At 74.2% G+C, this 24,122-nt stretch carries 12 protein-coding genes and 1 pseudogene; 6 read left to right on the top strand and 7 right to left on the bottom strand.

The genetic code is table 11. The annotated features are described in order from the left end of the window. Positions 1-768 precede the first annotated feature (768 nt). Complete coding sequence (locus BS72_RS33985; protein WP_037910410.1) at positions 769-2,361, top strand: DUF2079 domain-containing protein; 1,593 nt, start codon at positions 769-771, stop codon at positions 2,359-2,361. A 59-nt stretch (positions 2,362-2,420) separates the two neighbouring features. Here BS72_RS33985 and BS72_RS12615 read toward each other — a convergent pair whose 3' ends face one another. Both BS72_RS12615 and mfd read right to left on the bottom strand, forming a co-directional pair. Continuing rightward, positions 2,421-3,344: a TolB family protein gene (locus BS72_RS12615; RefSeq protein ID WP_198545881.1), complete on the bottom strand. Its 924-nt coding sequence runs from the start codon at positions 3,342-3,344 to the stop codon at positions 2,421-2,423. 124 nt (positions 3,345-3,468) lie between these two features. Beyond that, complete coding sequence (gene mfd, locus BS72_RS12620; RefSeq protein ID WP_037910412.1) at positions 3,469-7,047, bottom strand: transcription-repair coupling factor; 3,579 nt, start codon at positions 7,045-7,047, stop codon at positions 3,469-3,471. 609 nt (positions 7,048-7,656) lie between these two features. Between mfd and BS72_RS12625 the strand changes: the two genes are divergently transcribed. Further along, positions 7,657-10,833 (top strand): N-acetylmuramoyl-L-alanine amidase, encoded by a 3,177-nt coding sequence (locus tag BS72_RS12625; protein ID WP_051951052.1) that lies wholly within the window; start codon positions 7,657-7,659, stop codon positions 10,831-10,833. A 158-nt stretch (positions 10,834-10,991) separates the two neighbouring features. Here the strand turns inward: BS72_RS12625 and BS72_RS12630 are convergent, their stop codons facing one another. From BS72_RS12630 to BS72_RS12650, 4 genes are all read right to left on the bottom strand, one after another. Then, positions 10,992-13,559 (bottom strand): ABC transporter permease, encoded by a 2,568-nt coding sequence (locus tag BS72_RS12630; RefSeq protein WP_037910414.1) that lies wholly within the window; start codon positions 13,557-13,559, stop codon positions 10,992-10,994. Continuing rightward, complete coding sequence (locus tag BS72_RS12635) at positions 13,556-14,332, bottom strand: ABC transporter ATP-binding protein (protein ID WP_037910417.1); 777 nt, start codon at positions 14,330-14,332, stop codon at positions 13,556-13,558. Before BS72_RS12635 ends, BS72_RS12630 begins: the two co-directional genes overlap by 4 nt. Positions 14,333-15,049: 717 nt before the next feature. Further along, positions 15,050-15,535 carry an SUKH-3 domain-containing protein gene (locus tag BS72_RS12645; RefSeq protein ID WP_037915496.1) on the bottom strand — a complete coding sequence of 162 codons (486 nt, stop codon included), beginning with the start codon at positions 15,533-15,535 and terminating at the stop codon, positions 15,050-15,052. A gap of 8 nt (positions 15,536-15,543) precedes the next feature. Further along, complete coding sequence (locus BS72_RS12650) at positions 15,544-16,053, bottom strand: YwqJ-related putative deaminase (RefSeq protein WP_037910426.1); 510 nt, start codon at positions 16,051-16,053, stop codon at positions 15,544-15,546. Between the two features lie 694 nt (positions 16,054-16,747). On the opposite strand from BS72_RS12650, the gene BS72_RS12655 reads away from it, so the two are divergent. From BS72_RS12655 to BS72_RS12675, 4 genes and pseudogenes are all read left to right on the top strand, one after another. Next, positions 16,748-17,407 (top strand): sensor domain-containing protein, encoded by a 660-nt coding sequence (locus tag BS72_RS12655; RefSeq protein ID WP_037910429.1) that lies wholly within the window; start codon positions 16,748-16,750, stop codon positions 17,405-17,407. Positions 17,408-17,567: 160 nt separating this feature from the next. Then, positions 17,568-18,578 (top strand): SMI1/KNR4 family protein, encoded by a 1,011-nt coding sequence (locus tag BS72_RS12660; RefSeq protein ID WP_078901311.1) that lies wholly within the window; start codon positions 17,568-17,570, stop codon positions 18,576-18,578. An 8-nt stretch (positions 18,579-18,586) separates the two neighbouring features. Beyond that, positions 18,587-20,846, top strand: a pseudogene (locus tag BS72_RS39890) (SUKH-4 family immunity protein). A gap of 469 nt (positions 20,847-21,315) precedes the next feature. After that, positions 21,316-22,212, top strand: a complete 897-nt coding sequence (locus BS72_RS12675) for a DivIVA domain-containing protein (RefSeq protein ID WP_078901797.1) — start codon at positions 21,316-21,318, stop codon at positions 22,210-22,212. Positions 22,213-22,399: 187 nt separating this feature from the next. Here the strand turns inward: BS72_RS12675 and BS72_RS12680 are convergent, their stop codons facing one another. Next, complete coding sequence (locus BS72_RS12680) at positions 22,400-23,920, bottom strand: sensor histidine kinase (RefSeq protein ID WP_037910437.1); 1,521 nt, start codon at positions 23,918-23,920, stop codon at positions 22,400-22,402. Positions 23,921-24,122 lie beyond the last annotated feature (202 nt).

Consider the following 24,122-nt stretch of genomic DNA (forward strand, 5'->3'; position numbering starts at 1 on the left):
CCGCACCTCGGATCTGTCTGCGGGGCGCGGGTGTCGCGCCCCGTCCCTTCGGTGTCACTGACTCTGAACCTGCCCCAACCAGGCGAGAGTACGGCGGAGTTCGGAGGTGAACGGGTGGTGCGGCCCGTGCACGCGCTCCGCGTCGGACACCAGCGGGACCGGAATCTGCCGGACGGCGGCCCGCTCCCCCGTCGACAGCGGGACATGGCCGATGCGGCGCCGCGTCCCCGACGGAGTGCCGGACCGAGTCGGACGAGTCAGATGAGCCATACGATCATACGAGTCAGGCGAGATCATCTGGGCTGCGGACGGCGGTCGAGCCGGTTCGGACGGTTCAGCCGGGTTCCGGGGCAGTGCGTCGTGAACGCGTCGCGGGTTTGGGCGGACGGATCAGCGGCCGTCCGGAAGCCGACTCCCGGAGGAGGAACCGGACGGGCCGCGGCGGCGCGCAGACGGCCCTCCCGAGCGGCCACCGTCACGACGCACGGCGAGCCTAGCGGCCCGGCGGGGGTCCGCACCCGCCATCCCGCACAGCCTGTGGACAACTTCGCCCGCGGTCCGCGCGGGCCGCCGCGGAGCCCGCGCGGACCGGCCCGGCGGCGCCCGCCCCGCGCCCCTCGGGGCGGAGCGCCCGCGCACGTACCGCCCGGCGGCCCACCCTCCGCTGCCGCCCGAGTGCCGCCGCGCGGTCTCACGGGTCCCACCACGACAGCCTCGTCCCGTATCTTTTCCGGCAGACCCCGACCCGGCTGCCACTGGAGGACGACGATGGAGAAGGCCGAGGCGGTCTTCCCGGCGCAGGAGTCCAGGACCGCCGAGGGCGGAGCCGACGCCCGGCAGCAGGCCGGAGGCGCCCTCTCCAGGCTGCGGATGCCGGGCGCCCGACTGGACCCCTATCTCCTGGCGCTGGTCTTCCTCGCCGCCTACACGGCACTGTCCGTGACCCGTTACCGGCAGCTGCTCACGATGTCCTGGGACCTCGGGATCTTCGAGCAGGCCGTGAAGTCCTACGCCCACCTGCACGCCCCGGTGGCGGACCTGAAGGGCCCCGGGTTCAACATCCTGGGCGACCACTTCAGTCCGGTCACGGCGCTGATCGCGCCCTTCTACCGGGTCTTCCCGACGCCGGTGACGCTGCTGGTCGCCCAGGCCGTGCTGTTCGCGGTGTCCGTCATCCCCGTGACCAGGGTGTCCGGGCTGCTGCTGGGGCGGGGCCGCGGGCTCGCCGTCGGGGTGGCGTACGCGCTGTCGTGGGGGGTGCAGCGGGCGGTCCAGTTCGACTTCCACGAGATCGCCTTCGCGATGCCGCTGCTGGCCTTCTCGCTGGAGGCGGTGCTGCGCCGGCGGTGGGCACCGGCGATGTGGTGGGCGGTGCCGCTGGTCTTCGTCAAGGAGGACATGGGCGTCACGGCCGCGGCGATCGGCGCGATCGTGTGGTGGCGCACCCGCGAGGAACGGGACGCCGCCGCGGAGGCGGTGGAGGCGGGCCCGGACGCCGCCTCCGAGGACGGGCACGAGAAGGACCCGGAAGACGGCGGGGCCTCGGACGGCCCGACCTCCCCGGCACGCGAACGGCTCACCGACGCGCTGCGCTACGGCCCCTGGGCGATCGGCCTGGCCGGTTTCGGTGTCGCCATGTCGGCGCTGGCCTTCGGTGTGATCATCCCGGCGTTCAACTCGACGGGCGGCTACGACTACTGGAACAAGCTCAGCGGCGACGGCGCCCCCATGCCGGGCCACATCCCGTTGTGGACGGCCGTGCACACCCTGCTGTGGGTGCTGCTGCCGACCAGCGGCCTGCTGGCGCTGCGCTCGCCGCTGATCGTCGCCGCACTGCCCACCCTGGGCTGGCGGTTCGTCTCCCACGACGACCACTACTGGGGCACCGACTGGCACTACAGCGCCGTCCTGATGCCGGTGGTGGTGCTGGCCATGGTGGACGCGGCGGCCTCCTGCCGCACCAGCCCCCGCGCCTGGCTGCGGTCGTACGCCTCCGGGGTGCCCGCGGCGGTGGCCGGCGCCGCGCTCGCGCTGACGCTCACCATGCCGCTGGCCGCGCTGGCGCACTCCGGCACCTACACCGTCGACGCCCGGACCAGGGCGATCGAGCACGCCCTCGCCCAGATCCCCGACGGCGCCACCGTGGAGGCGAACGTCGGGCCGATCAGCCACCTGGTGGACCGCACCACGGTGTACTGGGTGGGCGACACCAAGACGGTCGTCCCGCAGTACATCGCGATCGACAACATCTCGGGCTGGGCCGGCGACCCGGTGACGTACGCCAAGCAGCTGCACCCGACGGCGGCGTACAGCCAGGTCGCCTCCGTCCAGGGCTACGTCGTCCTCAAGCGCACCGGCTGACCGCGCCCGGTGTCCGGGCGCACAAGGACGTCAGCTCCTCAGGACGGCCGGCCGGACGGTCAGCTCGTCGGATAGTCGACGTACGCGAAGCGGCGGCCGTCCGGTGCCCAGCTGTTGACGTTGAGGCTTCCCTGGCCGCCGTTGAACGCCAGCAGGTCGCGGTGGCCGCCGCCGTCCGGGGTGGTGAGCCGGAGCAGGACGTCCTGGTCGGCCGGGTGCCCCAGGGTGCCCGGCGGGAAGCTGATGTAGAGCAGGTGCCGGCCGTCGGGCGAGGGGTGCGGGAACCAGTTGACGCGCTCGTCGCCCGTGAGGCGGGTCGGTTCGGAGCCGTCGGGGCGCATCCGGAACAGCTGGGCGTGTCCGGGGGCGGCGGCGCCGTGCTCGGAGTTGAAGTACAGCCACTCGCCGTCGGGGCTGAACTCCGGCCCGTCGGCGGGCGCCGGGGTGTCGGTGAGGCGGGTGTCGGGGCCGCCCGCGGCCGGCACGGTGAAGATGTTGCGGTAGCCCCACTCGTCCCCGTTCCAGGGCTCCACTCCCACGTAGGCGAGGGTGCCGCCGTCGGGCGAGACACCGTGCAGGAAGTGCCGGAAGGGCCCGGGCCGGTGGTCGTTGGTGACCCGGCGGGCGGCACCGCCCCCGAAGGGGACGGCGTGGATGTGGCCGTCGCCGGCCGACAGGTAGATGGTGGCGCCGTCGGGCGAGATCACGTGGTCGTTGTTGGCGTCGGTGATGCCGCCGGCGTCGATCAGCTCGGGCCCGGCGCCGTCCCCGGGGGCCGGGTCGGCGGGTATCCGGAAGAGCAGACCGTCGTGGTTGTAGAGCAGCCAGCGGCCGTCCGGGGACCAGTTGGGGGCCTCCAGGGCGGTGCCGGCGGTCTCGTGGACCACCCGCGGCTCCCCGCCGTCGATGTCGGCGACCAGCAGCCTGGCGCGTTGGCCGGGGGCGAGCGGCCGAATGTTCGTCCCGGTTCCGGTGATCGTCACACCGGCACACTAACGCGCCGGCCCAAGGACGGAAGGGAGTCGGCCGACGGGGGGCGGACCGGCGCCCGGGCCGGGGAGCGCCCCGGAGGCCGCCCGCCGGAGGTCGCCACCCGCCCTCGCCGGCTCAGCCGCCGAGCACCGTCGTCAGGAACTCCGCCGTCCACTGGAGCAGTTCACGCCCCACCACCGGCTTGCCGCCGATCCGCGCCGTGGCCGGGCGGGGCACCATCAGCTGCCGGGTCGCCGGCTTGAGGACGGAGCGCGGGTAGATCCGCTGGAGCCGCAGCTCCTGCGACTCGCGCAGCTCCACCGGCCCGAAGCGCACGTTGGAGCCCTGGAGGGTGATGTCGGCGACGCCGACCCTGCGGGCCAGGATGCGCAGCCCGGCCACCAGGAGCAGGTTCTCGACCGGCTCCGGCAGCTTGCCGTAGCGGTCGGCCAGCTCCTCGCGGACGGCGGCGATGTCCTCCTCGGAGCCGGCCGCCGCGATCGCGCGGTAGGCCTGGAGCCGCAGCCGCTCGCCGGGCGCGTAGTCGTGCGGGACGTGGGCGTCCACCGGCAGCTCGATCTTCACCTCCAGCAGCTCCTCCTCCGGCTCGCCGCCGCCCTCCAGCGAGGCGCGGTAGTCCGCCACCGCCTCGCCGACCATCCGCATGTACAGGTCGAAGCCGACCCCGGCGATGTGGCCGGACTGCTCGCCGCCCAGCAGGTTGCCGGCGCCGCGGATCTCCAGGTCCTTCATCGCCACGTACATGCCGGCGCCCATCTCGGTGTGCTGGGCGATGGTGGCCAGCCGCTCGTGCGCGGTCTCGGTGAGCGGCTTCTCCGGCGGGTACAGGAAGTAGGCGTAGCCGCGCTCGCGGGAGCGGCCGACCCGGCCGCGCAGCTGGTGCAGCTGGGACAGGCCGAAGGTGTCGCCGCGCTCCACGATGAGGGTGTTGGCGTTCGAGATGTCGATGCCGGACTCCACGATGGTGGTGGACACCAGCACGTCGGCCTTCTTCTCCCAGAAGTCGACGACGACCTGTTCCAGCTGGGACTCCCCCATCTGCCCGTGCGCGGTGACGATCCGCGCCTCGGGGACGATGGCGCGCAGCCGGGACGCGGCCCGGTCGATGGACTCCACCCGGTTGTGGATGTAGAAGACCTGGCCCTCGCGCAGCAGTTCGCGGCGGATCGCCGCTCCGATCTGCTTCTCCTCGTACGGTCCGACGAACGTGAGCACCGGGTGGCGCTCCTCGGGCGGGGTGGTGATGGTGGACATCTCCCGGATGCCCGTCACCGCCATCTCCAGGGTGCGCGGGATGGGGGTGGCGGACATGGTGAGCACGTCCACGTTGGCCCGCAGCTTCTTCAGCTGCTCCTTGTGCTCGACGCCGAACCGCTGTTCCTCGTCGACGATCACCAGGCCGAGGTCCTTGAAGCGGGTCTCGGACGCGAAGAGCCGGTGGGTGCCGATGACGACGTCGACCGACCCGTCGCGCAGCCCTTCGAGTACGGCCTTGGCCTCGGTGTCGGTCTGGAACCGGGACAGCGCGCGGACGTTCACCGGGAACTGCGCGTACCGCTCGGAGAACGTGCCGAAGTGCTGCTGCACCAGCAGCGTGGTGGGCACCAGCACCGCGACCTGCTTGCCGTCCTGGACGGCCTTGAAGGCGGCGCGCACCGCGATCTCGGTCTTGCCGTAGCCGACGTCGCCGCACACCAGGCGGTCCATCGGCACGGACTTCTCCATGTCCGCCTTGACCTCGCCGATGGTGGTGAGCTGGTCGGGCGTCTCCGCGTACGGGAAGGCGTCCTCCAGCTCGCGCTGCCACGGCGTGTCGGACCCGAAGGCGTATCCGGGCGCGGCCATCCGCGCCGAGTAGAGCCGGATCAGGTCGGCGGCGATCTCCTTGACCGCCTTCTTGGCCCGCGCCTTGGTCTTGGTCCAGTCCGCGCCGCCGAGCCGGTGCAGCGAGGGGGCCTCGCCGCCGACGTACTTGGTGACCTGCTCCAGCTGGTCGGTGGGCACGAAGAGGCGGTCGCCGGGCTGGCCGCGCTTGGCCGGGGCGTACTCCACCACCAGGTACTCGCGGGTGGCGCCCTGTACGGTGCGCTGCACCATCTCCACGTACCGGCCGACGCCGTGCTGCTCGTGGACGATGTAGTCGCCGCCGGCGAGGGTGAGCGGGTCGATGGTCTTGCGGCGCCGGGAGGGCATGCGGCCCATGTCCTTGGCGGTGGACCGCTGCCCGGACAGGTCGGTCTCGGTGAGCACCACGACGCGCAGCACGGGGTCGGTGAAGCCGTGCTCGATCGACCCGGTGGCCACGTGGACCACCGACGGCGCCAGCGGCTCCCCCGCCGGCAGGTCCACGGCCGCCCGGGCCGGAATGCCCTCGGTACCCAGCACCTCCACCAGCCGGGAGGCCGGCCCGTGGCCCTCGGTGACGTAGACGGCGCGCCAGCCCTCGGCCAGCCAGCCCTTGGTGTCGGCCAGGGCGCGGGCGGTGTCGCCGCGGTAGAGCTCCGGGGAGCGCATGCCCAGGCGCAGCGTGTCGCCGAACTCCAGCTCCGGGCCGGGCGACCGGTCCGGGGCACCGGCCGCCTCGTCGGCGGCGAACGGGCTCACCGACCACCACGGCAGGCCCAGCTCGCGGGCGTGGTCGCGCACCTCGGCGATGGAGCGCAGGCTGGCGGCGCCGAGGTCGACGGGGGCCTGGCCGCCGTCGGCGGAGGCGGCCCAGGACGCCTCGAGGAACTCCCGCGAGGTGGCCACCAGGTCGGCGGCCCGGGTGCGTACCCGCTCCGGGTCGCAGACGACCGCCATGGCGCCGGCCGGCAGTACGTCGAGCAGCAGCTCCATCTCGTCGACCAGCACCGGCGCCAGGGACTCCATGCCCTCGACGGCGATGCCCTCGGCGATCTTGCCGAGCAGCTCGTCCAGCTCCGGGTGGGCGGCGGCCAGCTCCGCGGCGCGCGCCCGGACGTCGGGGGTCAGCAGCAGCTCGCGGCAGGGCGGCGCCCACAGGCCGTGCTCGGCGACTTCGAGGGAGCGCTGGTCGGCGACCTTGAAGTACCTGATCTCCTCGACCTCGTCGCCCCAGAACTCGATCCGCAGCGGGTGCTCCTCGGTGGGCGGGAACACGTCGAGGATGCCGCCGCGCACCGCGAACTCGCCGCGCTTCTCCACCAGCTCGACCCGCGCGTACGCGGCGGCCGCCAGCTTCTCGACGACCTCCCCCAGGTCGGCGCTCTGGCCGCCGGCCAGGGCCACCGGCTCCAGGTCGCCCAGCCCCTTGACCTGCGGCTGGAGCACCGAGCGCACCGGCGCCACGACGACCCGCACAGGACCGGCCGCGACATCGCCGGCGGAGGGGTGGGCCAGCCGCCGCAGCACCGCCAGGCGGCGGCCGACGGTGTCGCTGCGCGGGGAGAGCCGTTCGTGCGGCAGCGTCTCCCACGACGGGAACTCCGCCACCGAGTCCGGCTCCAGCAGGGTACGCAGCGCGGCGGCCAGGTCCTCGGCCTCCCGGCCGGTCGCGGTCACCGCGAGGACGGTCCGCCCGGCGCGGGCGGCGAGCGCGGCGATGGCGAGCGGGCGGGCGGCCGGCGGCCCGACCAGATCCACGTGGGGGCGGGCACCGGAGGCGGCCGCCTCGACCGCCTCGGCGAGGGCGGCATCCTCGACGACGATGTCGACCAGACCGTTCAGGCTCATCAGATTCCTCAGGTTTTCCGACCGGGAGCGTCCGGGAGGAAGGGGCAGGCGGTGCGGAGTGAGTGGACGGGGACGGGCGGACAGGAGACGGGGACGCGGACGGGGACGGATGCCGGCAGGACGGCACGCGGGCACGGACCGGGCCGCACGGCGAAGGCACCTGGCCGGAGCCTTCCGCCACCCCGCCCCGAACAGCGCCGGAGCCGGGCCGGACCCGCCCGGTCGCGCGCCCTCGGGGGCGAACGCGGACCACCCGACACGTGGAACGGGCCGGGTTCACCCAGCCTACGACGTGGCGGTGACAGGCACCGCCCGGACGGGCACGCGGGCCCGGCGGGGCGCGCCGTGGCTGTCGGGCTGCCCGGATCCTGTCGGCCGGCACGTGGAACCGCGGGCGGGAGCCGGAACGTGTCGATGACAGAAACGGAACGGCACTGTGTCGAACCGAAGAACATCGGTCGAACCGAAAAACAGCCGAAGACCAACCGAAGACCAACCGAAGAGCAACTGAAGACCAACCGAAGAGCAACTGAAGAGCGGGGAGGGGCATTGCACAGCAGGCGAAGAGTCCCGGAGCACGCGGGAACCCACCGGAGGTGGGCGGCCGCGGTGGCCGCGGTCGCGGCGGGGGCGCTGTCCCTGGGCGGTGTCGCGCAGGCGGCGCCTGCCGGGGGCGGCGGAGCCGCCGGCCGGGCGGAGAGCGGAGCGGACGCCCACCAGGCGCTCCAGCAGGACTTCGCGGCGGCCGCGAAGGAGTTCCACGTGCCCGAGGGCGTGCTGCTGGCGGTGGCGTACCACCAGTCGCTGTGGGACACCCACGGCGGGAAGCCGAGCACGACCGGCAACTACAACGTGATGGGCCTGACCCACGTGGACGCGGCGGCCCTGGCCGCGGCCGCCCCCGAGACCGACGAGCGGGGCCTGGGCGGCACCTCCACGGGCACCGCCGCCAGGGCCGCCAAGGCCGGGAGCACGAGCACCGGGGGCACCGGCGACACGGCCGCCTACCGCACCCTGGACGCCGCCGCCGAGCTCATTGGCCGCTCGCAGGCGCAGTTGCGCGGCGACGCCGCGCAGAGTGTGCGCGGCGGGGCGGCGCTCCTGGCGCGCTACGAGAAGCAGCTCGCCGGCTCCCTGCCGGCCGACCCCGGTGCCTGGTACGCGGCGGTGGCCCGCTTCAGCCAGTCCACGGACGCGCAGGGCGCCGCGCAGTACGCCGACCGGGTGTACGCCACCCTGAAGGCGGGCGCCGCCCGCGTCACGGACGACGGCCAGCAGGTCACCCTGGCCGCCGAGCCGGCGGTGGTGCCGCAGACCGCCACCGTCGAGGAGCTGAAGCTGCCCTCGGCTACGGCCGAGGCGCAGGCGGAGACCGCGGCGGGCGGCACCGCCGCCACCCCGGCGGCCACCCCGGCCCCGGAGTGCCCGTCCGGCCTGACCTGCAACTTCGTTCCGGCCGCGTACAAGCAGAACAGCGCCACCGACAAGTCGAAGTACGGGAACTACGACATCGCGAACCGGCCGGCCGACGGCGACGCGATCAAGTACATCGTCATCCACGACACCGAGGGCAGCTACAGCGGCTCGCTCGCGCTGTTCCAGGACCCGACGAAGCTGGCCACCCCGCACTACATCGTGCGCTCCTCCGACGGGCTGGTCACCCAGCTCGTGCAGACCAAGAACGTGGCCTGGCACGCGGGGAACTACTACGTCAACGCCCACTCGATCGGCATCGAGCACGAGGGCGTCGCCGTGGACGGGGCGTCCTGGTACAGCGAGTCGATGTACGAGTCCTCGGCCGCGCTGGTCCGCTACCTGGCGGCGAAGTTCAACGTGCCGCTGGACCGGCAGCACATCATCGGCCACGACGACGTGCCGTCGCCGCAGACCGCGCAGCTGACCGCGATGCACTGGGACCCGGGGCCGTTCTGGAACTGGTCGCACTACATGGACCTGCTCGGCGCCACGCCGGGTGGCGGGGGCACCCCGATCGTCGGCGGCGAGGTCACCATCGACCCGCCGTTCACCTCCGCCAACGAGCCGGCCCTCACCGGCTGCTCCAGCGGCACCTGCTCGGCGCAGCCGGCCAGCTTCGTCTACCTGCGCACGTCCCCGTCCGCCACGGCGGCGCTGATCGGGGACTCGGTGATGGCCGGGCTGAAGGTCGCCAACGGCAGTACGCAGGCCGCTGACGTCACCGACAAGGCGGTCGCCGGGGAGAGCTTCGTCGTGGCCGGCGTCCAGGGTGACTGGACGGCGATCTGGTACGGCGGGCAGAAGGCCTGGTTCTACAACCCGGGCGGCGTCAACGCGGTGGCCAACGGCAACACCGCGCGCCACGTCGTCACCCCGGCCGGCGGCAGCGCGGTACAGGTGTACGGGCGGGCCTACCCGGAGGCCTCGGCCTACCCGTCGGTGATCGCCGACGTGGCCACCGAGGACACCCAGGTGGTGGCGCCCCTGGGCTACACCATCCCGGCCGGCCAGTCCTACGTCGCCGACGACCCGGTGACCTCGGACTACTACTACGCGAAGAACATCGACCAGAGCGCCCCGGGCGACCAGACCCGGGTGGTGGGCACCACCGTCTACTACCCGATCCGGTACAACCACCGGCTCGGCTTCGTCAAGGCCGCTGACGTGACGGTGGGCAGCGCGGCGGTACCGCCGGCGGGCACGTTCACCCCGGTCGGCCCCACGCGCATCATGGATACCCGCAACGGCACCGGCGTCGCCAAGGCGGCGGTGGGCGCGGGCAAGTCGGTCGTGCTCCAGGTCGCCGGCAAGGGCGGCGTGCCGTCCAGCGGGGTCACCGGCGTCGTCATGAACGTCACCGCGGTCGGCCCGACGGCCGCCGGCCACGTGGACGTCTACCCGGACGGCTCGCCCGCCCCGATCACCTCGAACCTCAACTTCCCGGCCGGGCGCACCATCGCCAACCTGGTGGTCGTCCCGGTCACCGACGGCAAGGTGGACCTGCGCAACGCGCTCGGCAGCGTCAACCTGCTCGCGGACGTGGTCGGCTACTACACCGCGTCGGACGCGGGGTCGAGGTTCGACCCGGTCGGCCCGACCCGGATCATGGACACCCGCAACGGCACCGGCGTCGCCAAGGCACCGGTGCGCGCGGGCACGTCGGTGGCGCTCCAGGTCACCGGCGGCAGCACCGGCATCCCCGCGAGCGGGGTGAAGGCCGTGGTCATGAACGTCACCGCGGTCCGGCCGACCACGGGCGGCTACCTGTCCGTCTACCCGGACGGCAGCGCCCGTCCCGCCACCTCCAGCATCAACTTCGTGTCGGGCACCACGATCCCGAACCTCGTCGTGGTGCCGGTCGTCGACGGCAAGGTGGACTTCTACAACTCCGCCGGCAGCGTCGACGTGCTCGCCGACGTCACCGGCTACTACGCGGCCACCGGCTCGGTGTTCCACTCCACCGGCCCGACCCGGATCATGGACACCCGCAACGGCACCGGCGGCCTCAAGGGCGCCGTGGCCGCGGGGAAGACCGTCACCCTGAAGGTGGCCGGGCACGGCGGCCTGCCCGCGAGCGGGGTGACGGCCGTGGTCATGAACGTCACCGCCGTCGGTCCGACGACGGGCGGCTACGTGATCGTCTACCCGGACGGCACCACGCGCCCGAACACCTCGAACCTCAACTTCCCGGCCAAGCAGACCATCCCGAACCTGGTGGTGGTCCCGGTGGTGGACGGGTCGGTGGCGTTCTACAACTCGGCGACGAGCGTCAACCTGCTGGCTGACATCACGGGGTACTACACCGCCTGACCTATAGGGGCCTGTTCCCGCCCGACCTATAGAGCACGTTCCCGCCTGGCGTCCTAGGGAGGCCAGGCGGGGACGCGCTCAGGGAAGCGGGCACGAAGGCGCCCGGCCGGGGAACCGGCCGGGCGCCTTCGCTGTGCGCGGACACCGTGTCCGGGCTGTCAGTCCGTGGCGATCGCGTTGAGGACGTTCATCCGTGCCGCCCGGAAGGCCGGCAGGACGGCGGCCAGCAGGCCCACCACGGCGGAGGCGACGAAGACGGTGGCGATCGTCGTCCACGGTATGCGCAGGATGCCCAGGCCCGAGGAGGCCAGCACGTGCTGGGCGGTGGAGCCCCAGCTCAGGCCGAGCCCCAGGCCGACCAGCGCGCCGAAGAGGGCGATGACCACCGACTCCAGCCGGATCATCCGGCGCATCTGGCGGCGGGAGGTGCCGATGGCCCGCATCAGGCCGATCTCCCGGGTCCGCTCGACCACCGACAGCGCCAGGGTGTTGACCACGCCGAGCACCGCCACGATGATCGCCAGCGCCAGCAGCGCGTAGATCATGTAGAGCAGCTGGTCGACCTCGCCCTTGATCAGGCTCTTGTAGTCGGCCTGGTCGCGGACGTCGATCTGCGGGTAGTCGTGGGTGACCGCCTTGAGGGAGGCGTACGCCTCCTTCTCCTTGCCGTGGACGGCGACGCCGAAGACCATGAAGTCGTGCGGCATCGCCGTGGCGGGCAGGTAGCGGCGGGCCGTGTCGATGTCGGTGAACAGGGTGCCGTTCTCGATGGTGGAGTCGTCGCTGGTGATCGCGGCGAGCCGCAGCGAGGCCGTACGGCCGCCGACGAACGCGACCTTGAGCCGGTCGCCGAGCTTCAGGTGGTTGTCCTCGGCGAACTTCTGCGGCACGGACATCGCGTCCCTGCCGTAGGCGTCCGACAGCTTGCCGGCGGTGGTGTCCAGCCGCACGTCGTCGGCGTAGGTGGCCTGGGCGGCGCTGATGTCGTCCTTGACCTGCTTGCCGGACGGGGTGGTGATGACCGTGTTGACGATCGTGTAGTCGGTGAAGTGGGCGATGTCCTTGGCGGACTTGACGGCCTTCTCCGCGGCCGGGGTGAGCGGCATGCTCCCGCTGCTGCCGGTCTGGATGATGAAGTCGGCGCCGACGGACTTGTCGAGCTGGTCGCTGGCGGAGGCCACCATGGACGAGCCGACCACCGACATACCGGCCACCAGCGCCAGTCCGATCATCAGCGCGGAGGCGGTCGCACCGGTCCGGCGGGGGTTGCGCAGGGCGTTGCGCTCGGCGAGCCGGCCCATCGGCCCGAAGAACCGCAGGCTGACCGCGCTGACCGCGCGGACCACCACCCTCGCCAGCAGCGGGCCGACGATCACGAAGCCGACCAGGGTGAGCAGGACGCCCAGGCCCAGCAGGCTGCCGCCCGAGGACGCCCGGTCCGCCTGGGCGGCGCCCACCAGCGCCGCCGCGCCGGCGGCGCAGACCAGTACGCCCAGCACGGTGCGGACCAGGCCCGTGCGGCCGTCGGCGGTGGTGCCGGCGTCGCGCAGCGCGGCCATCGGGGAGATCCTCCCGGCCCGCCGGGCGGGGATGTAGGCCGACAGGACGGTGACCAGCACGCCGACGGCCAGACCGACCACCGGGGTGGTCGCCTTGACGGTCAGCTGGGAGGCGTCCAGGTGCATGCCGGCCTTGCCCATGAGCTTCATCAGGCCGACGGCCAGTCCGATGCCGCCGCCGATGCCGGCGACCGAGCCGACCGTGCCGAGCATGACCGCCTCGATCAGCACCGAGCGGTTGACCTGGCGGCGGCTGGCGCCCAGCGCCCGCATCAGGCCGATCTCCCGGGTGCGCTGGGCGACCAGCATGGAGAAGGTGTTGACGATCAGGAAGACGCCCACCAGGACGGCGATCCCCGCGAAGCCGAGCATCGCGTACTTCAGGAAGCCGAGGAAGCCGACCTCGTCCTTGTCCTTCTTGGTGGTCTCGGCCGCCGTGTCCACGGTGTAGCCGTGGCCGACGGCCGCCGTGACGTTCTCCTTGAGCTGCCGGTCCGTCACCCCCTTGGCGGCGGTCAGGCCGTAGCCGGTGTAGGCGTCGGTGGTGCCCAGCAGCCGGCGCTGCGCGGTGGTCGTGTCGATGTAGACGACGGCCGCGCCGGGGTTGGTGGACCTGAAGGTGACGATGCCGGTGAGGGTGACCCGGAAGTCGCCCGGCTCCGCGATGACCCGCAGCGTGTCGCCGATCCTGAGGTGCTTGGCCTTGGCGGTGTCGGCGTCGACGACCGCGTCGGCGGGCCCCTGCGGCAGGTGGCCGGAGGACAGGCGCACCGCCTTGGTCTCCGTGGAGTCCCAGTTGCTGACGATGGTCGGCGCGCCCGTGGAGGCGCCGATGCTGTCGTTGTGCGCGTCGGCGACGGTGACGTCCTCGCTGGTGACGTCCGGCACCGAGGCGGCGACGTCGCCGACCCGGGCCAGCCGGTGCTGGAGCGAGGCCGGCACGGTCTGCGGCAGACCGGTGGCCTGGCGGTCCTTGACCTCCTTGGCGCTCACCGTCACGTCGGAGGCGGTGGAGCCGAAGAGCCGGTCGAAGGTCGAGGTCATGGTGTCGGTGAACACCAGGGTGCCGCAGATGAAGCCGACGGACAGCAGGACGGCGACGCCCGACAGGGCCATGCGGCCCTTGTGCGCGAAGAAGTTGCGCACCGAGGTCCTGAGGACGGTCACGAGGTCCTCCCGCGGCCGTCGAAGGACTTCATGCGCTCCAGGACGGTCGCGGCCGTGGGGTCGGCCATGTCGTCGACGATCCGGCCGTCGGCGAGGTACAGCACGCGGTCCGCGTAGGAGGCGGCGACCGGGTCGTGGGTGACCATGACGATGGTCTGGCCGAGTTCGTCCACCGAGCGGCGCAGGAAGCCCAGCACCTCGGCGCCGGCCCGCGAGTCGAGGTTGCCGGTCGGCTCGTCGCCGAAGATGATCTCGGGCCGGGCGGCCAGCGCCCGGGCGACGGCCACCCGCTGCTGCTGGCCGCCGGAGAGCTGGCTGGGACGGTGCTTGAGCCGGCCGCCGAGGCCGACGGTCTCCACCACCCGGTCCATCCAGTCCCGGTCGACCCTCCGGCCGGCGATGTCCATGGGCAGCGTGATGTTCTCCGCCGCGTTGAGCGTCGGGAGCAGGTTGAAGGACTGGAAGATGAAGCCGATCTTGTCCCGGCGCAACCGGGTCAGCCTCTTCTCCTTCAGCCCGGTGATCATTGTCCCGCCGATCCAGATGGAGCCCTCGGTGACGGTGTCGAGCCCTGCCAGGCAGTGCATCAGCGTGGACTTGCCGGACCCCGAGGGGCCCATGATCGCGGTGAACCGGCCGCGGACGATGTCGACGTCCACCGCGTCGAGCGCGACCACCCGCGTCTCGCCGGCGCCGTACGCCTTGGTCACCGAGCGGCCGGCTGCGGCTACGGCCGAACGTTCTCCGCTGCCCCCGGCTGTGGGAACCGTCATAGCCGTCGTCACTTCGTCTCCCGTTGTGGTGGTGTCAGTGGTCGTGTCAGTGCTGGCGCGCCCTGCGGCGCTTCGGTGCGGGCCCGCGTGCCGTGCCGGCCTGCCTGCGTGCTCATCAGCCTGCCGGTCCGGCGGCTGCCGGACGATGGGGGCGTTCTCCGTCTTCGAGGGGGGTTTTCCCCACCCTCCGACGTGACGCCTGTCCCACCACACGACCGTAGGTTCGGCGCGGCGACCGAACGTCATCCGCCGGTACGAACCGGGGCATGACGAAAGTGGGTGGCGCCCCTTAGGGGTCCGTGAGGCCGGGCGGAGCCACACGTCAGGGGCGTACTCGGGGGAGCGCGCGGCTGCCGTGGAGGGATCGGCGCCGGGTCGTCCGGACGGCGTAGGGGGGCGGCGGGGCGACCCGCCGCCGACAGCCCGTCAGGCGCGGGACCGCAGGACGGCGACACCGGCGTCGAGGGCGGCCTCCAGGCGGGTCGACCGCCCGGGCCGGAGAAGGATCGACACGTCGGTCGGCCTGGATCCGGCGCCCCTGGCCCGCCGGGCCACCGGCTGCGCTGGGGTCTTCACGGCAGCGGCCGGCTGCGGCACCGGGGCCTTCACGGGCCCCTGAGGGGCCGTCACCGAGACCTCAGGGGCCGTCGGCCCGGGGCCCGCGGGCGCGAGGGGCCGCAGAGGGAGTCGAGGTCGGCACACCCGGGCGCCGTGGTCTCAGCCGAGGGTGAGCCGCACCATCCGGCCGCCGCCGACCAGGACCGTCAGGGCGTGGTCGATGTCCGAGCCGGCGTACCAGTCGCCGGTGTGGTCGACGGCGTAGACGCGGCCCTCGGCGTCGATGGCGAGCAGCGCCCCGGTGCCGGGCTCCTCACCCAGCGGGCTGATCTCGGTCTCCAGGGCGCGCCCCAGGTCGCCGAACGTGCGCGCCAGATGCAGACCGCGCAGCGGATCGACCACCACCCCGCCGGGGGCGACCAGCCGCCCCGGCCCGGTGGCCGGCGGGATCTCCAGGCCGCCGAACTCCGCCCACGCCTCGACCGCCGCGGGGAACACCGCGTGCCGGTGGCCACCGGGCGAGACATGGGCGCGCAGCCCGTCCGCCCACTCCTCGGCCAGCTTGATGTCCCAGCGGCCGGGCCGCCAGCCGGCCTCCCGCAGGGCCGCGTCGACACCGGCGGGGAACCGTGTGCTCGCCGCCATCCCCGCGCTCACGCGCGCTCCGTGCCCGGGTCGAACGGACGCACCCCGAAGTGCGCGAGCAGTGAGGCGCAGGAGCGGCAGGGCGGCGCGTAGGAGCCGTGCGCGGGGTCGCCGTCCTCGCGTATCCGCCGGGCGGTCAGCCTGGCCCCGCGCAGCGCCTTGCGGGCCTCGCTCTGGGTGAGCGGCCGGCGGGAGGCGCGCTTGCCGCGCGTCGCCTCCACCGCGGCCAGGTGGCGCGAGAGCAGAACCGGTTCCGGACAGCGCCCGGCGAACCGCTCGCGCTGGCCCACCGGGAGCGCGTCCAGGAACTCCTGGACGATGGCGTGCAGGACGGGCGGTTGCTCGCCCTTGGCACCCGTGCAGGTGAGCACCTCGTCACGGACGGACAGGGCGGCGGCCACCGCGGGCAGGATGCCGTCCCTGCGGTGGCGCAGCACCGGTGGCCCGAGCGGGTCGGCGACCGCGCTCCAGCTCAGGCGCGGGTCCGAGGCGCCCGCCCTCTGTAGGTGAGTTGTCATCTCTCCTGATCGTCCCTCCGTCCGCCGAGGCCGGCGGTCACTCCCCCGTCATGCCGGATCAGATTGCCAAACCCGGCGTCGGATGGGGAAGCGGGACGCGGCGCGGCGGGCCCTGTGTGTGGGCCTTGTCACCGTCCTGTGACGGCCAGACGTACACATGGACACGCTGAGCGCACAGGTGTACGCACTCCGGTAGAACGGTTCCGGCCACGCACCGGCTGCCGGGGGCGGGGCGCCAAGCACCGGACGGCGCCTCCTGGGGACCGGCGTTCGGCCGGAAGGGGCACAGGAGAAGGGGCACAGGAGGAGGCACCGGAAGGCACCGGCAGAGGCACCGGTGGTCGGGAGCCCCGCAAGGACGACGGCTTCAACCGGCCCCAGGGCCCTGGTCACCGGCGACGACGTACCGGGCCGGGGTGGCCCGGACGGCCGCCCGCCACGGACGGCGCGGCGCGGGACCGGTCCTGTGCGCGGTGCGCCGCAGGAGGCGGACCGGGCCCCACCGCCCCACGGGTGCCGTAGAGTCGCGCGGCAACGGGCGGCCGTCCGCGTGGGCCGTACGGGCCGCGCCGCGTCAGGAGCGGCCCGACAGGCGCCGGACGTCCGCCGGGCCGGGCCCGCTCACGGACAACAGGGGTGCGTACAGATGCGGATACGTGCAGGCAGCCGCCTACTCGCCGGTAACCGGGGAGCGTTGGCCACGTCCCTGGTCCTGCTGCCGGCCCTGGCGCTGACCGCGGCCTGCGGCGCCAAGAAGCCGGACACCCCGGCCCAGCGGCTGGTCCACGCGATGCTGGGCTCCAAGGACGTGCCGCAGGTGAAGGCGGTCCCCTCCACCGCCTCCAACCAGTTGCTCGGCGACGCGCAGAAGGCCGACAAGGCCGAGTGCCAGCCGATGGCCGACCAGTGGAGCACCAAACCGTCCCGCCACACCCCGCAGGTCTACACAGGCGGCGTCCTCACCGACACCGCGGCGACGGACCCCAACGCCAAGGAGATCACCCTGGAGGTCCTGGCCACCTACAAGCCCGGCGAGGCCCGCCAGGTGCTCGACGCCCTCACCTCGGCGCTGCGCGCCTGCCACGGCTACACGACGGTACGCAACGGCACCACCACCCACTTCACCGTCGTCGCGCACCCGGCGTCCGGCGCGCCGCTGGGCGACCAGCAGGTGTCGTACTCCGTCACCGACCCGGCGCTGGGCGCCCAGGGCACGGTGCTGGTCACGGTGGTGAGGGTCGGCGACAGCACCGCCGCGTACGAGACGGTGCGCGCCGACCACAGGACCGCCGTGCTGCGTCCCGCGATCCCGTTGAAGCAGAGCGCGAAGCTGCGCGAGCAGGAGTCGCGCTGACGAACCGTCGCCATCCGGGCGGCCCCGAGGCCCCCCGCCCGGCCGGGACCGCGACGGGTGCGCACGGGTTGTCCACAGGGTCGGACCGGGCCGTTCTTGAGCCGTGCCGGACCCCCTAGGCTGTGGTTCGTCAGCTCGCACGCAGCAGGGGGCAACCGCCATGACGACAGGCCCGCAGGGGTTGGGAGCACCTCCGGGACCCGCGGCCTCGGGGCATCCCGTGCCGCCCAACGCCGCCTACGCCGGACAGGTCGTGCACTTCCCCGACCCGGTGCGCGCCGCCCGCCATCCCCGCGGCGTGTGGGTGGACGAGGACGGCTACCCCGACTTCTCCCCGTACGCCCGCGCGGCGGCGGAGATCGCCGATCCCCCCGAGGGCTTCGGGGTGGACGAGCTGCGGCTGACGGACTACGTGTCGGCGAACGCCGCCCTGCACGCCTCCGGCCACGAGTTGTGGGGGAGCCTGCCGCCGGTGGCCACCCCGCACGGCTGGACCTGGCACCACGTGCGCGGCGGACGCCGGCTGGAGCTGATCCCGGTCGAGGTGAAGGCGCTGCTGCGGCACCACGGCGGCCTCGCCACCTCCAGCGCCGACCACGCCAAGCGCGGCACCCGCCCCCTCCAGGAGACCCACCCGGTCCACTTCGGCCTGCCCAAGGACCCGGTGGCCGTCACCGAGCGCCAGGTGCAGGAGGTGGAGGAGGAGCTGGGCTACCGGCTGCCGGACTCCTACCGCACCTTCCTCAAGGCGGCGGGCGGCTGCGCGCCCAAGGGCGTCGCGCTCGACCCCCGGTTGGGGCTGCTGGTCGACCAGCCCTTCTTCACCGTCCGCGAGGACGCCGCGGTCAACGACCTCGTGTACGTCAACAAGTGCCTGCGCGACCACCTCACCAAGGACTACCTCGCGATCGGCTACGTGCAGGGCGGTCTCCTCGCGGTCAAGGCCCGCGGGCCGGAGCGGGGTTCGGTCTGGTTCTGCGCCTACGACGACGTCCGCGACGACGACCGCCGGGCGACACCCGCCGACCGGGTGGCGGAACTGCTGCTGCCGTGCGGCGAGTCGTTCGACGCGTTCCTGCTCCGCCTGGCCGGCAGCCCGCCCGAGCTGGAGACGGTGGCGAACCTGATGGTGGACGGCGGCTTCGCCGCCGCCGTCCCGGTGGAGGGGTGAGGCGGCCGATGGTCACCTTCGCACAGGCGCAGGAGCGCGCCGAGCGCTGGATCAACACCGATGTCGAGGCGTACGCGGCCCGGGAGGTCCGGGTGCGCGAGTTCGACCTGGGCTTCGTGGTGTGGTCCGAGCAGCGGGAGGACGGCCCCTCCTCCGACGCGGGGTCCATGCGGGTCGTCATCGCCCGCGACACCGGAGAGGCCACCTTGTGGCCGGGCCTGCCGATAGGCGAGCTCATCCGCCGCTACGAGGAGAAGTACGGTCAGGCGGCCGAGGAAGCGCCACCCGGGCCACCCCAGCGCGTCGACCTTGAGGCCACCTCCTTCTTCCTGAGCCCGCCGCAGTGGCTCCAGGAGGCGGCCGACCGCAGGAGTGTCCCCGACCAGCGGTCCTCCGCCCCGTCCGACACGGCGAAGCCCGCCCCGCAGGAGGGGCCCGCGGAACCGGCGGCGCCGGCCGCCGCGAGCGGCGGAACGCCGGCCGACGGCATCGACTACCGGCGGCACCGCGACGCCGCCCCGTCCCCGGTCCCGGCCCCGGCCCCCGCCCCGGCTCCGTCCGCGACAGCCGAGGCTCCGCCGACCGCGTCCGCACCGGAGCGGGCCGTTCCCGCACAGGCCGTTCCCCCGCAGGCCCCGCAGCCGGTTCTTCCGCAGACGCCGCAGACGCCGCAGGCCGCTCAGGCCGCTCCGAACGCGAAGCCCGGCGTCGACTTCCGGCGGCCTGCCGCCCGCGCGGCCGACGACAGCTGGGCCGGCAAGACGGTGAACGACTCCGGCGAGAGCCCGTCCGTGCCGGTGCCGGCCACCGTGTTCGCCCCCCCGATCAGCGGGTCCGACCTGCCCGAGGTGCTCCTGCCGTCCGGCGCCCAGCCGCCGAGCGCGCCGCCGCATCCGGGCGTGCCGCACACCATGGGCGGGTCGCCCTACCCGCCGCCCGCGGGCCCGGCTGTGCCCCTGCCGCCGCCTCCGGGCCTGGGTGCGCCCGCCGCACCGGGTGCGCCCGGCCACCCGCACGGCCAGGTGCCGCCGCCGTATGCCCCCGCTCCTGGCGGCCCGCTTCCCCAGTCGGGCCCGGGCGTCCCGCCGCCACCGCCCGGCGTCGGCACGCCCCGCCTCCCGGGCAGACCGCCCCGCACCACGCCGCGGCCATGCCCGCCGCCCCGGGCACACCGCCCACCGGTGCCGGAGCACCGCCCCACCGCCGTTCCCGGCCCCGCCCACCCCGCCGACCGGCCCCGTGATGCCCCCGCCGGCCTCGTACGGCTACCCGCAGGGCAACGTGCCCACGGTCGGCCCCGGTTACATGGCCGTGCTCCGCTACCGCGGCCAGGACGGCAGCGAGCAGCAGCTCATCCGCCGTTCGGCGCCCGGCACCCCGCACCCGGAGTGGCAGGTCCTGCACGAGCTGCGCTCCCTGGGCGTACGGCCCGAGCAGGTGCTGGAGCTCCACACCGAACTGGAGTCCTGCGACCTGCCCGGCGGCTACTGCGCCCGGATGATCCGGGAGACCTGGCCGCAGGTGCGCGTCAGCCACACCGCCCCCTACGGCCGTGACCACGCCGGCCGCCGCCAGGGTGTGCAGCACCTGCTCACCCATCAGGGAGAGCTGCACCAGGTGGCGGGTGCCCCGGCCCGGCCGCAGCCGCAGCGGGTTCCGATGCCGGACCCGCACAGCGTGCCGCGGGTGCCGCCGGTGGGCCTCGATGTGATCGGCCAGGAGCTCGCGGGCGCGTTCGGCCCCCAGGGTGTCGTCCGCTTCGACCAGCGGGCCGTCTCGCGCCAGGGCGTGCCCGACATCGTGGCGCAGACCCTGGTGTGGTCGGGGCTGCCGCTGGACTTCGGTCCGTTCTTCTGGGCGCAGGCCCAGCCGGGCCAGCCGGTGCCGACGCTCGCCGAACTCGCCGCGCAGCGCGGGGTCCAGGCGGCTCCGGACGCCGCCTCGTACCTGGTGATGGGGAACGACTTCGGACGGCAGCTGTGCGTGCAGTACGGCACCGCGCACATCGTGGCCGTGCCGCTGGAGGCCGGACCGGGCGGACAGTCCGCGCCGCCGCAGTTCGTCAACTCCAGCCTGCCGGAGTTCGCCCGCTGCCTGGCGCTGCTCGGCCGGATGTGGCGGCTGCGGATCGGGCTGACCCCGGAGCAGGCCGGCCGCTGGACGGTCGACTTCCAGGCCGAGTTGGCCGCGCAGGACCCGGCGGCCATCGCCTCGCCGGACAACTGGTGGTCCGTGCTCGTCGAGCAGATGTGGGACGGCCTGCTGTAGTCGCGGCCCCGGCCGCGCCCGCCGACAGGGGGACGCGGCCGGGGCACATCGGGTGGAGGACCACCCGGGGCCCCCTCCCTTCCTCCCCCTCCGCCCCCTCGCCCAGCCCCGACCCGCCCGGCAGCCGAGGGACGCCGCCCGCAGAAGCAGCCGCCCTCGCCGCCTGCCCGCCCGCGGCGCTGCCGCCATGCCTCCACCGCGTCGCCCCGTGGAGCCGGCCGCCGCCGTAGAACCGTGCCGCCCCGTGAAGATGCCTCGGGTGCCTCGGGCGGCAGCCCGCCCTTCCTCCCCTCCGTGTCTTCTTCGTTCTCTTCGTTCTCTTCGTTCCTTCCTTCTTCGCCTCCCGTCCACCCCGCCCACCGCCGTTTCCTGGGTAGGAGAGAGGTCGGAGTGTCGACACTCGTACAATTCGCTCATAAGACATAAATAGGACGTAGGGATCGGCTCGACGGCGCGAGAGGCAGTGGTCATGACCAGTGGGACGGCCGCATCGGCGGGGGCGGACGCACGGGGACGGTTCACCTCGGGTCGCGGGCGCGGCTACCGGCCGGACCAGGTGGACCGCTTCCTGGACGAGCTGTCCGAGGACCGTGACGCGGCCTGGGAGCGGGCGTCCCGCCTCACGGTGCTGGCCGGCGAGCTGGAGGCAGAGTGCGCCGAGCTGCGCCGCCAGGTCGAGGCGCTGGAGCCGGTCGACCTCACCTCCCTCGGCCCCGGGGCGCAGGAGCTGCTCCAGCTCGTCGAGGAGGAGGCGGCGGCCGTCCGGGAACGGGCCGAGGTCGAGGCGCAGTACGCGCGGGACGCGGCGGACACCGCCCGGCGCACCCTTCAGGACGAGACCCGGGCCGCCGCGGCGGCCCGGGTCGCCGCCGCCGAGGACGAGGCGCAGCAGGTACTGGACGACGCCTGCGGGCAGGCGGCGCAACTCCTCGGCGCCGCCCGGGCCGAGGCGGACGCCGTGCGCGGTGAGGCCGCCGCCGCGCTCGAAGCCACCCGGCAGCAGGCCGTCCGCGACGTGGCGACGGTCGACGCGGAGCAGCGGCGGCGCCTCCAGACCCTGGAGCGGGAGCTGGCCGAGAGGCAGACCGAGGTCGACAACCGCCTGACGGCCCTGCTGACCGAGGCGGAGCGCCGCCTGGAGGAGGCGCAGCACGAGCGGGCGGAGGCCGAGGAGGCGCTGCGGCTCCAGCAGGCGGAGGCGGACGCCCGGGCCGACGCGCTCATCGCCGCGGCCCGCGGGCACGAGGAGCGGGTACGGCGCGAGGCCGAACGGGTGCTGCGCGAGCACGAGGAGCACCGCGACCAGGTCCGCGCGCACCTCGCCCACATCCGGGCGACGCTCGCCTCGCTCACCGGCCGCGAGTAGCCCGGCCCGACACGGCCCGGCCACCCCGGTGCCCGCCCCCGGCCGCGCCCACGCCCCGCTCCCCGGCCCGGCAGTGCCCGGCGCCTCCGCCCGGCAGCGCCCGCCGATGCCCGGTGACACCCGCCGATGCCCGCCGACAGCCGGCAGTGCCCGACGCAGCGTCCAGCGGGACCGCCCTTCCCCGGGCTCAGACCACGCGGAGCGGAACCATCGCCGAGACGCGGAAGCCGCCGTCGGGGGTGGGCCCCGCGGCGAAGCCGCCGCCGTGGGCGGTGACCCGCTCGCGCATGCCGAGCAGTCCGTGCCCGCCACCGGGCAGCGCGGCGGGGGCGGTCCCCTGCTGGCAAGCCGGCCCGTTGACGATGAGGACGGCCACCTCGGCCTCCCGGTAGGCGAGCCTGACCTGGGCCGTCGCACCCGCCGCGTGCTTGCGGACGTTGGTCAGCGCCTCCTGCACCACCCGGTACACGGTGGCCTCGACGCGCTGCCCGCAGGGCCGTTCGTCCCCCTCGACGGCCAGCTCGACGCCCATCCCCGCCTGCTGCGACTCCCGTACCAGCTGGCCGAGCTGGGCCAGCGACGGCCCCGGCGGGACCTCCGCCCGCGGCGCGCCCCGGCCATCCGCGCGCGCGTCCCCGGGCAGCCCGTCCGCCGCCGGCGCGGCCGCGGTCGCGCCGACGGCGGACGGTGCGGTGCCGGAGCCCGCCGCGTTTCCACGGAAGCCCCCGGCGCGGGACGCGGCATCGTACGCGCCGGCGTCCGTGCCCTCCCCGTCCGCTCTGTCCCGCCCGTCCTCCCCGGCGCCGTCCGCCGGGCCGGAGAGGGCCGGACCGTCCCCGGCCGCCCCCGCCGTGCCGCCCTCGCTGCGCAGCACCCCGAGCATCTGGCGCAGTTCGGCCAGGGCCTGCCGCCCCATGTCGCCGACGAGTTCCGCGCCGGCCGACGCCTTCTGCGGGTCCTTCAGGGCCACCGCCTTCAGGGCCGCGGCGTGCACCACCATCAGGCTCACCCGGTGGGCGACGACGTCGTGCATCTCGCGGGCGATCCGGGCCCGCTCCGCCGCCCGGGCCCGCTCCGCCCGCTCCAGCGCCTTCTCGGCCAGCAGCTCCAGCTCCCGCTCCAGGCCGTCGGCACGGTCCCGCAGGCTCTCCACCAGCCGCCGCCGGGCCCGTACGTACAGGCCGAGCAGGACCGGCGGGCCGGTGAGACCGAGCGCCATCAGCACCGACACGATCAGCACCAGCGGCGGCGACATCCGGCCGCCGCTGGTCGAATGGCGCAGGCTGTGCTCGAAGTTGACGTACGCCACCAGCATCGTGCCCAGACCGCTCACGCCCGCCAGTGCCGAGGTGAGCCGCCGCGGTACCTCCGACGCCGCCAGCGTGTACAGGCCCGCGAGCGAGAGCAGGTAGCCGGTCTGTGCCGGGGTGACGGCCACCCCGACCAGCACCACGGCCATCGGCCAGCGCCTGCGCAGCAGCAGTACCGCGCCGACCAGCATGCCGAGCAGTGCGCCCAGCCAGGTCGCGGCTCCGACCCGGCCGGCGAAGGTCGCGCCCTCGAAGGACGCCTCGACCGCCGACACCGCGGCCAGGGCGGCGTCCAGCAGGAATCCGCGCCGCCGCGCCCACCACCACCAGGACGGGAGCCGTCGTCCCGCCGTCACCGCCGCCACGTCCCCTGGTACGCGCGCCCCCGTCGTACTCATGGCGTCCAGCGTAGGCGGTGGCTCCGGCGCGGTACCGGCCCGTCCCCGCCGCCCTGGCGGGGGCCGCGTCCGCCCCGCACCGCGGTGGCGGCCACGCCGCCGCCCCGGTGCCGCCGCGACGCCCTCGCGGCCGCTCCGGACCCTCCACCGGCTGTCCCCGCCACCGGACAACCGGCGGACGGTCGTCGCACATCGCCGGACG

The sequence above is a fragment of the Actinacidiphila yeochonensis CN732 genome (assembly GCF_000745345.1).
Lineage (GTDB): Bacteria > Actinomycetota > Actinomycetes > Streptomycetales > Streptomycetaceae > Actinacidiphila > Actinacidiphila yeochonensis.

Coding starts and splice junctions, on each gene's coding strand:
- BS72_RS12645 (WP_037915496.1), bottom strand. CDS start 15,535: ATGGCGGCGAGCACACGGTTCCCCGCCGGTGTCGACGCGGCCCTGCGG.
- BS72_RS12660 (WP_078901311.1), top strand. CDS start 17,568: ATGACGACAGGCCCGCAGGGGTTGGGAGCACCTCCGGGACCCGCGGCC.
- BS72_RS12635 (WP_037910417.1), bottom strand. CDS start 14,332: ATGACGGTTCCCACAGCCGGGGGCAGCGGAGAACGTTCGGCCGTAGCC.
- BS72_RS12680 (WP_037910437.1), bottom strand. CDS start 23,920: ATGAGTACGACGGGGGCGCGCGTACCAGGGGACGTGGCGGCGGTGACG.
- BS72_RS12650 (WP_037910426.1), bottom strand. CDS start 16,053: ATGACAACTCACCTACAGAGGGCGGGCGCCTCGGACCCGCGCCTGAGC.
- BS72_RS33985 (WP_037910410.1), top strand. CDS start 769: ATGGAGAAGGCCGAGGCGGTCTTCCCGGCGCAGGAGTCCAGGACCGCC.
- BS72_RS12675 (WP_078901797.1), top strand. CDS start 21,316: ATGACCAGTGGGACGGCCGCATCGGCGGGGGCGGACGCACGGGGACGG.
- mfd (WP_037910412.1), bottom strand. CDS start 7,047: ATGAGCCTGAACGGTCTGGTCGACATCGTCGTCGAGGATGCCGCCCTC.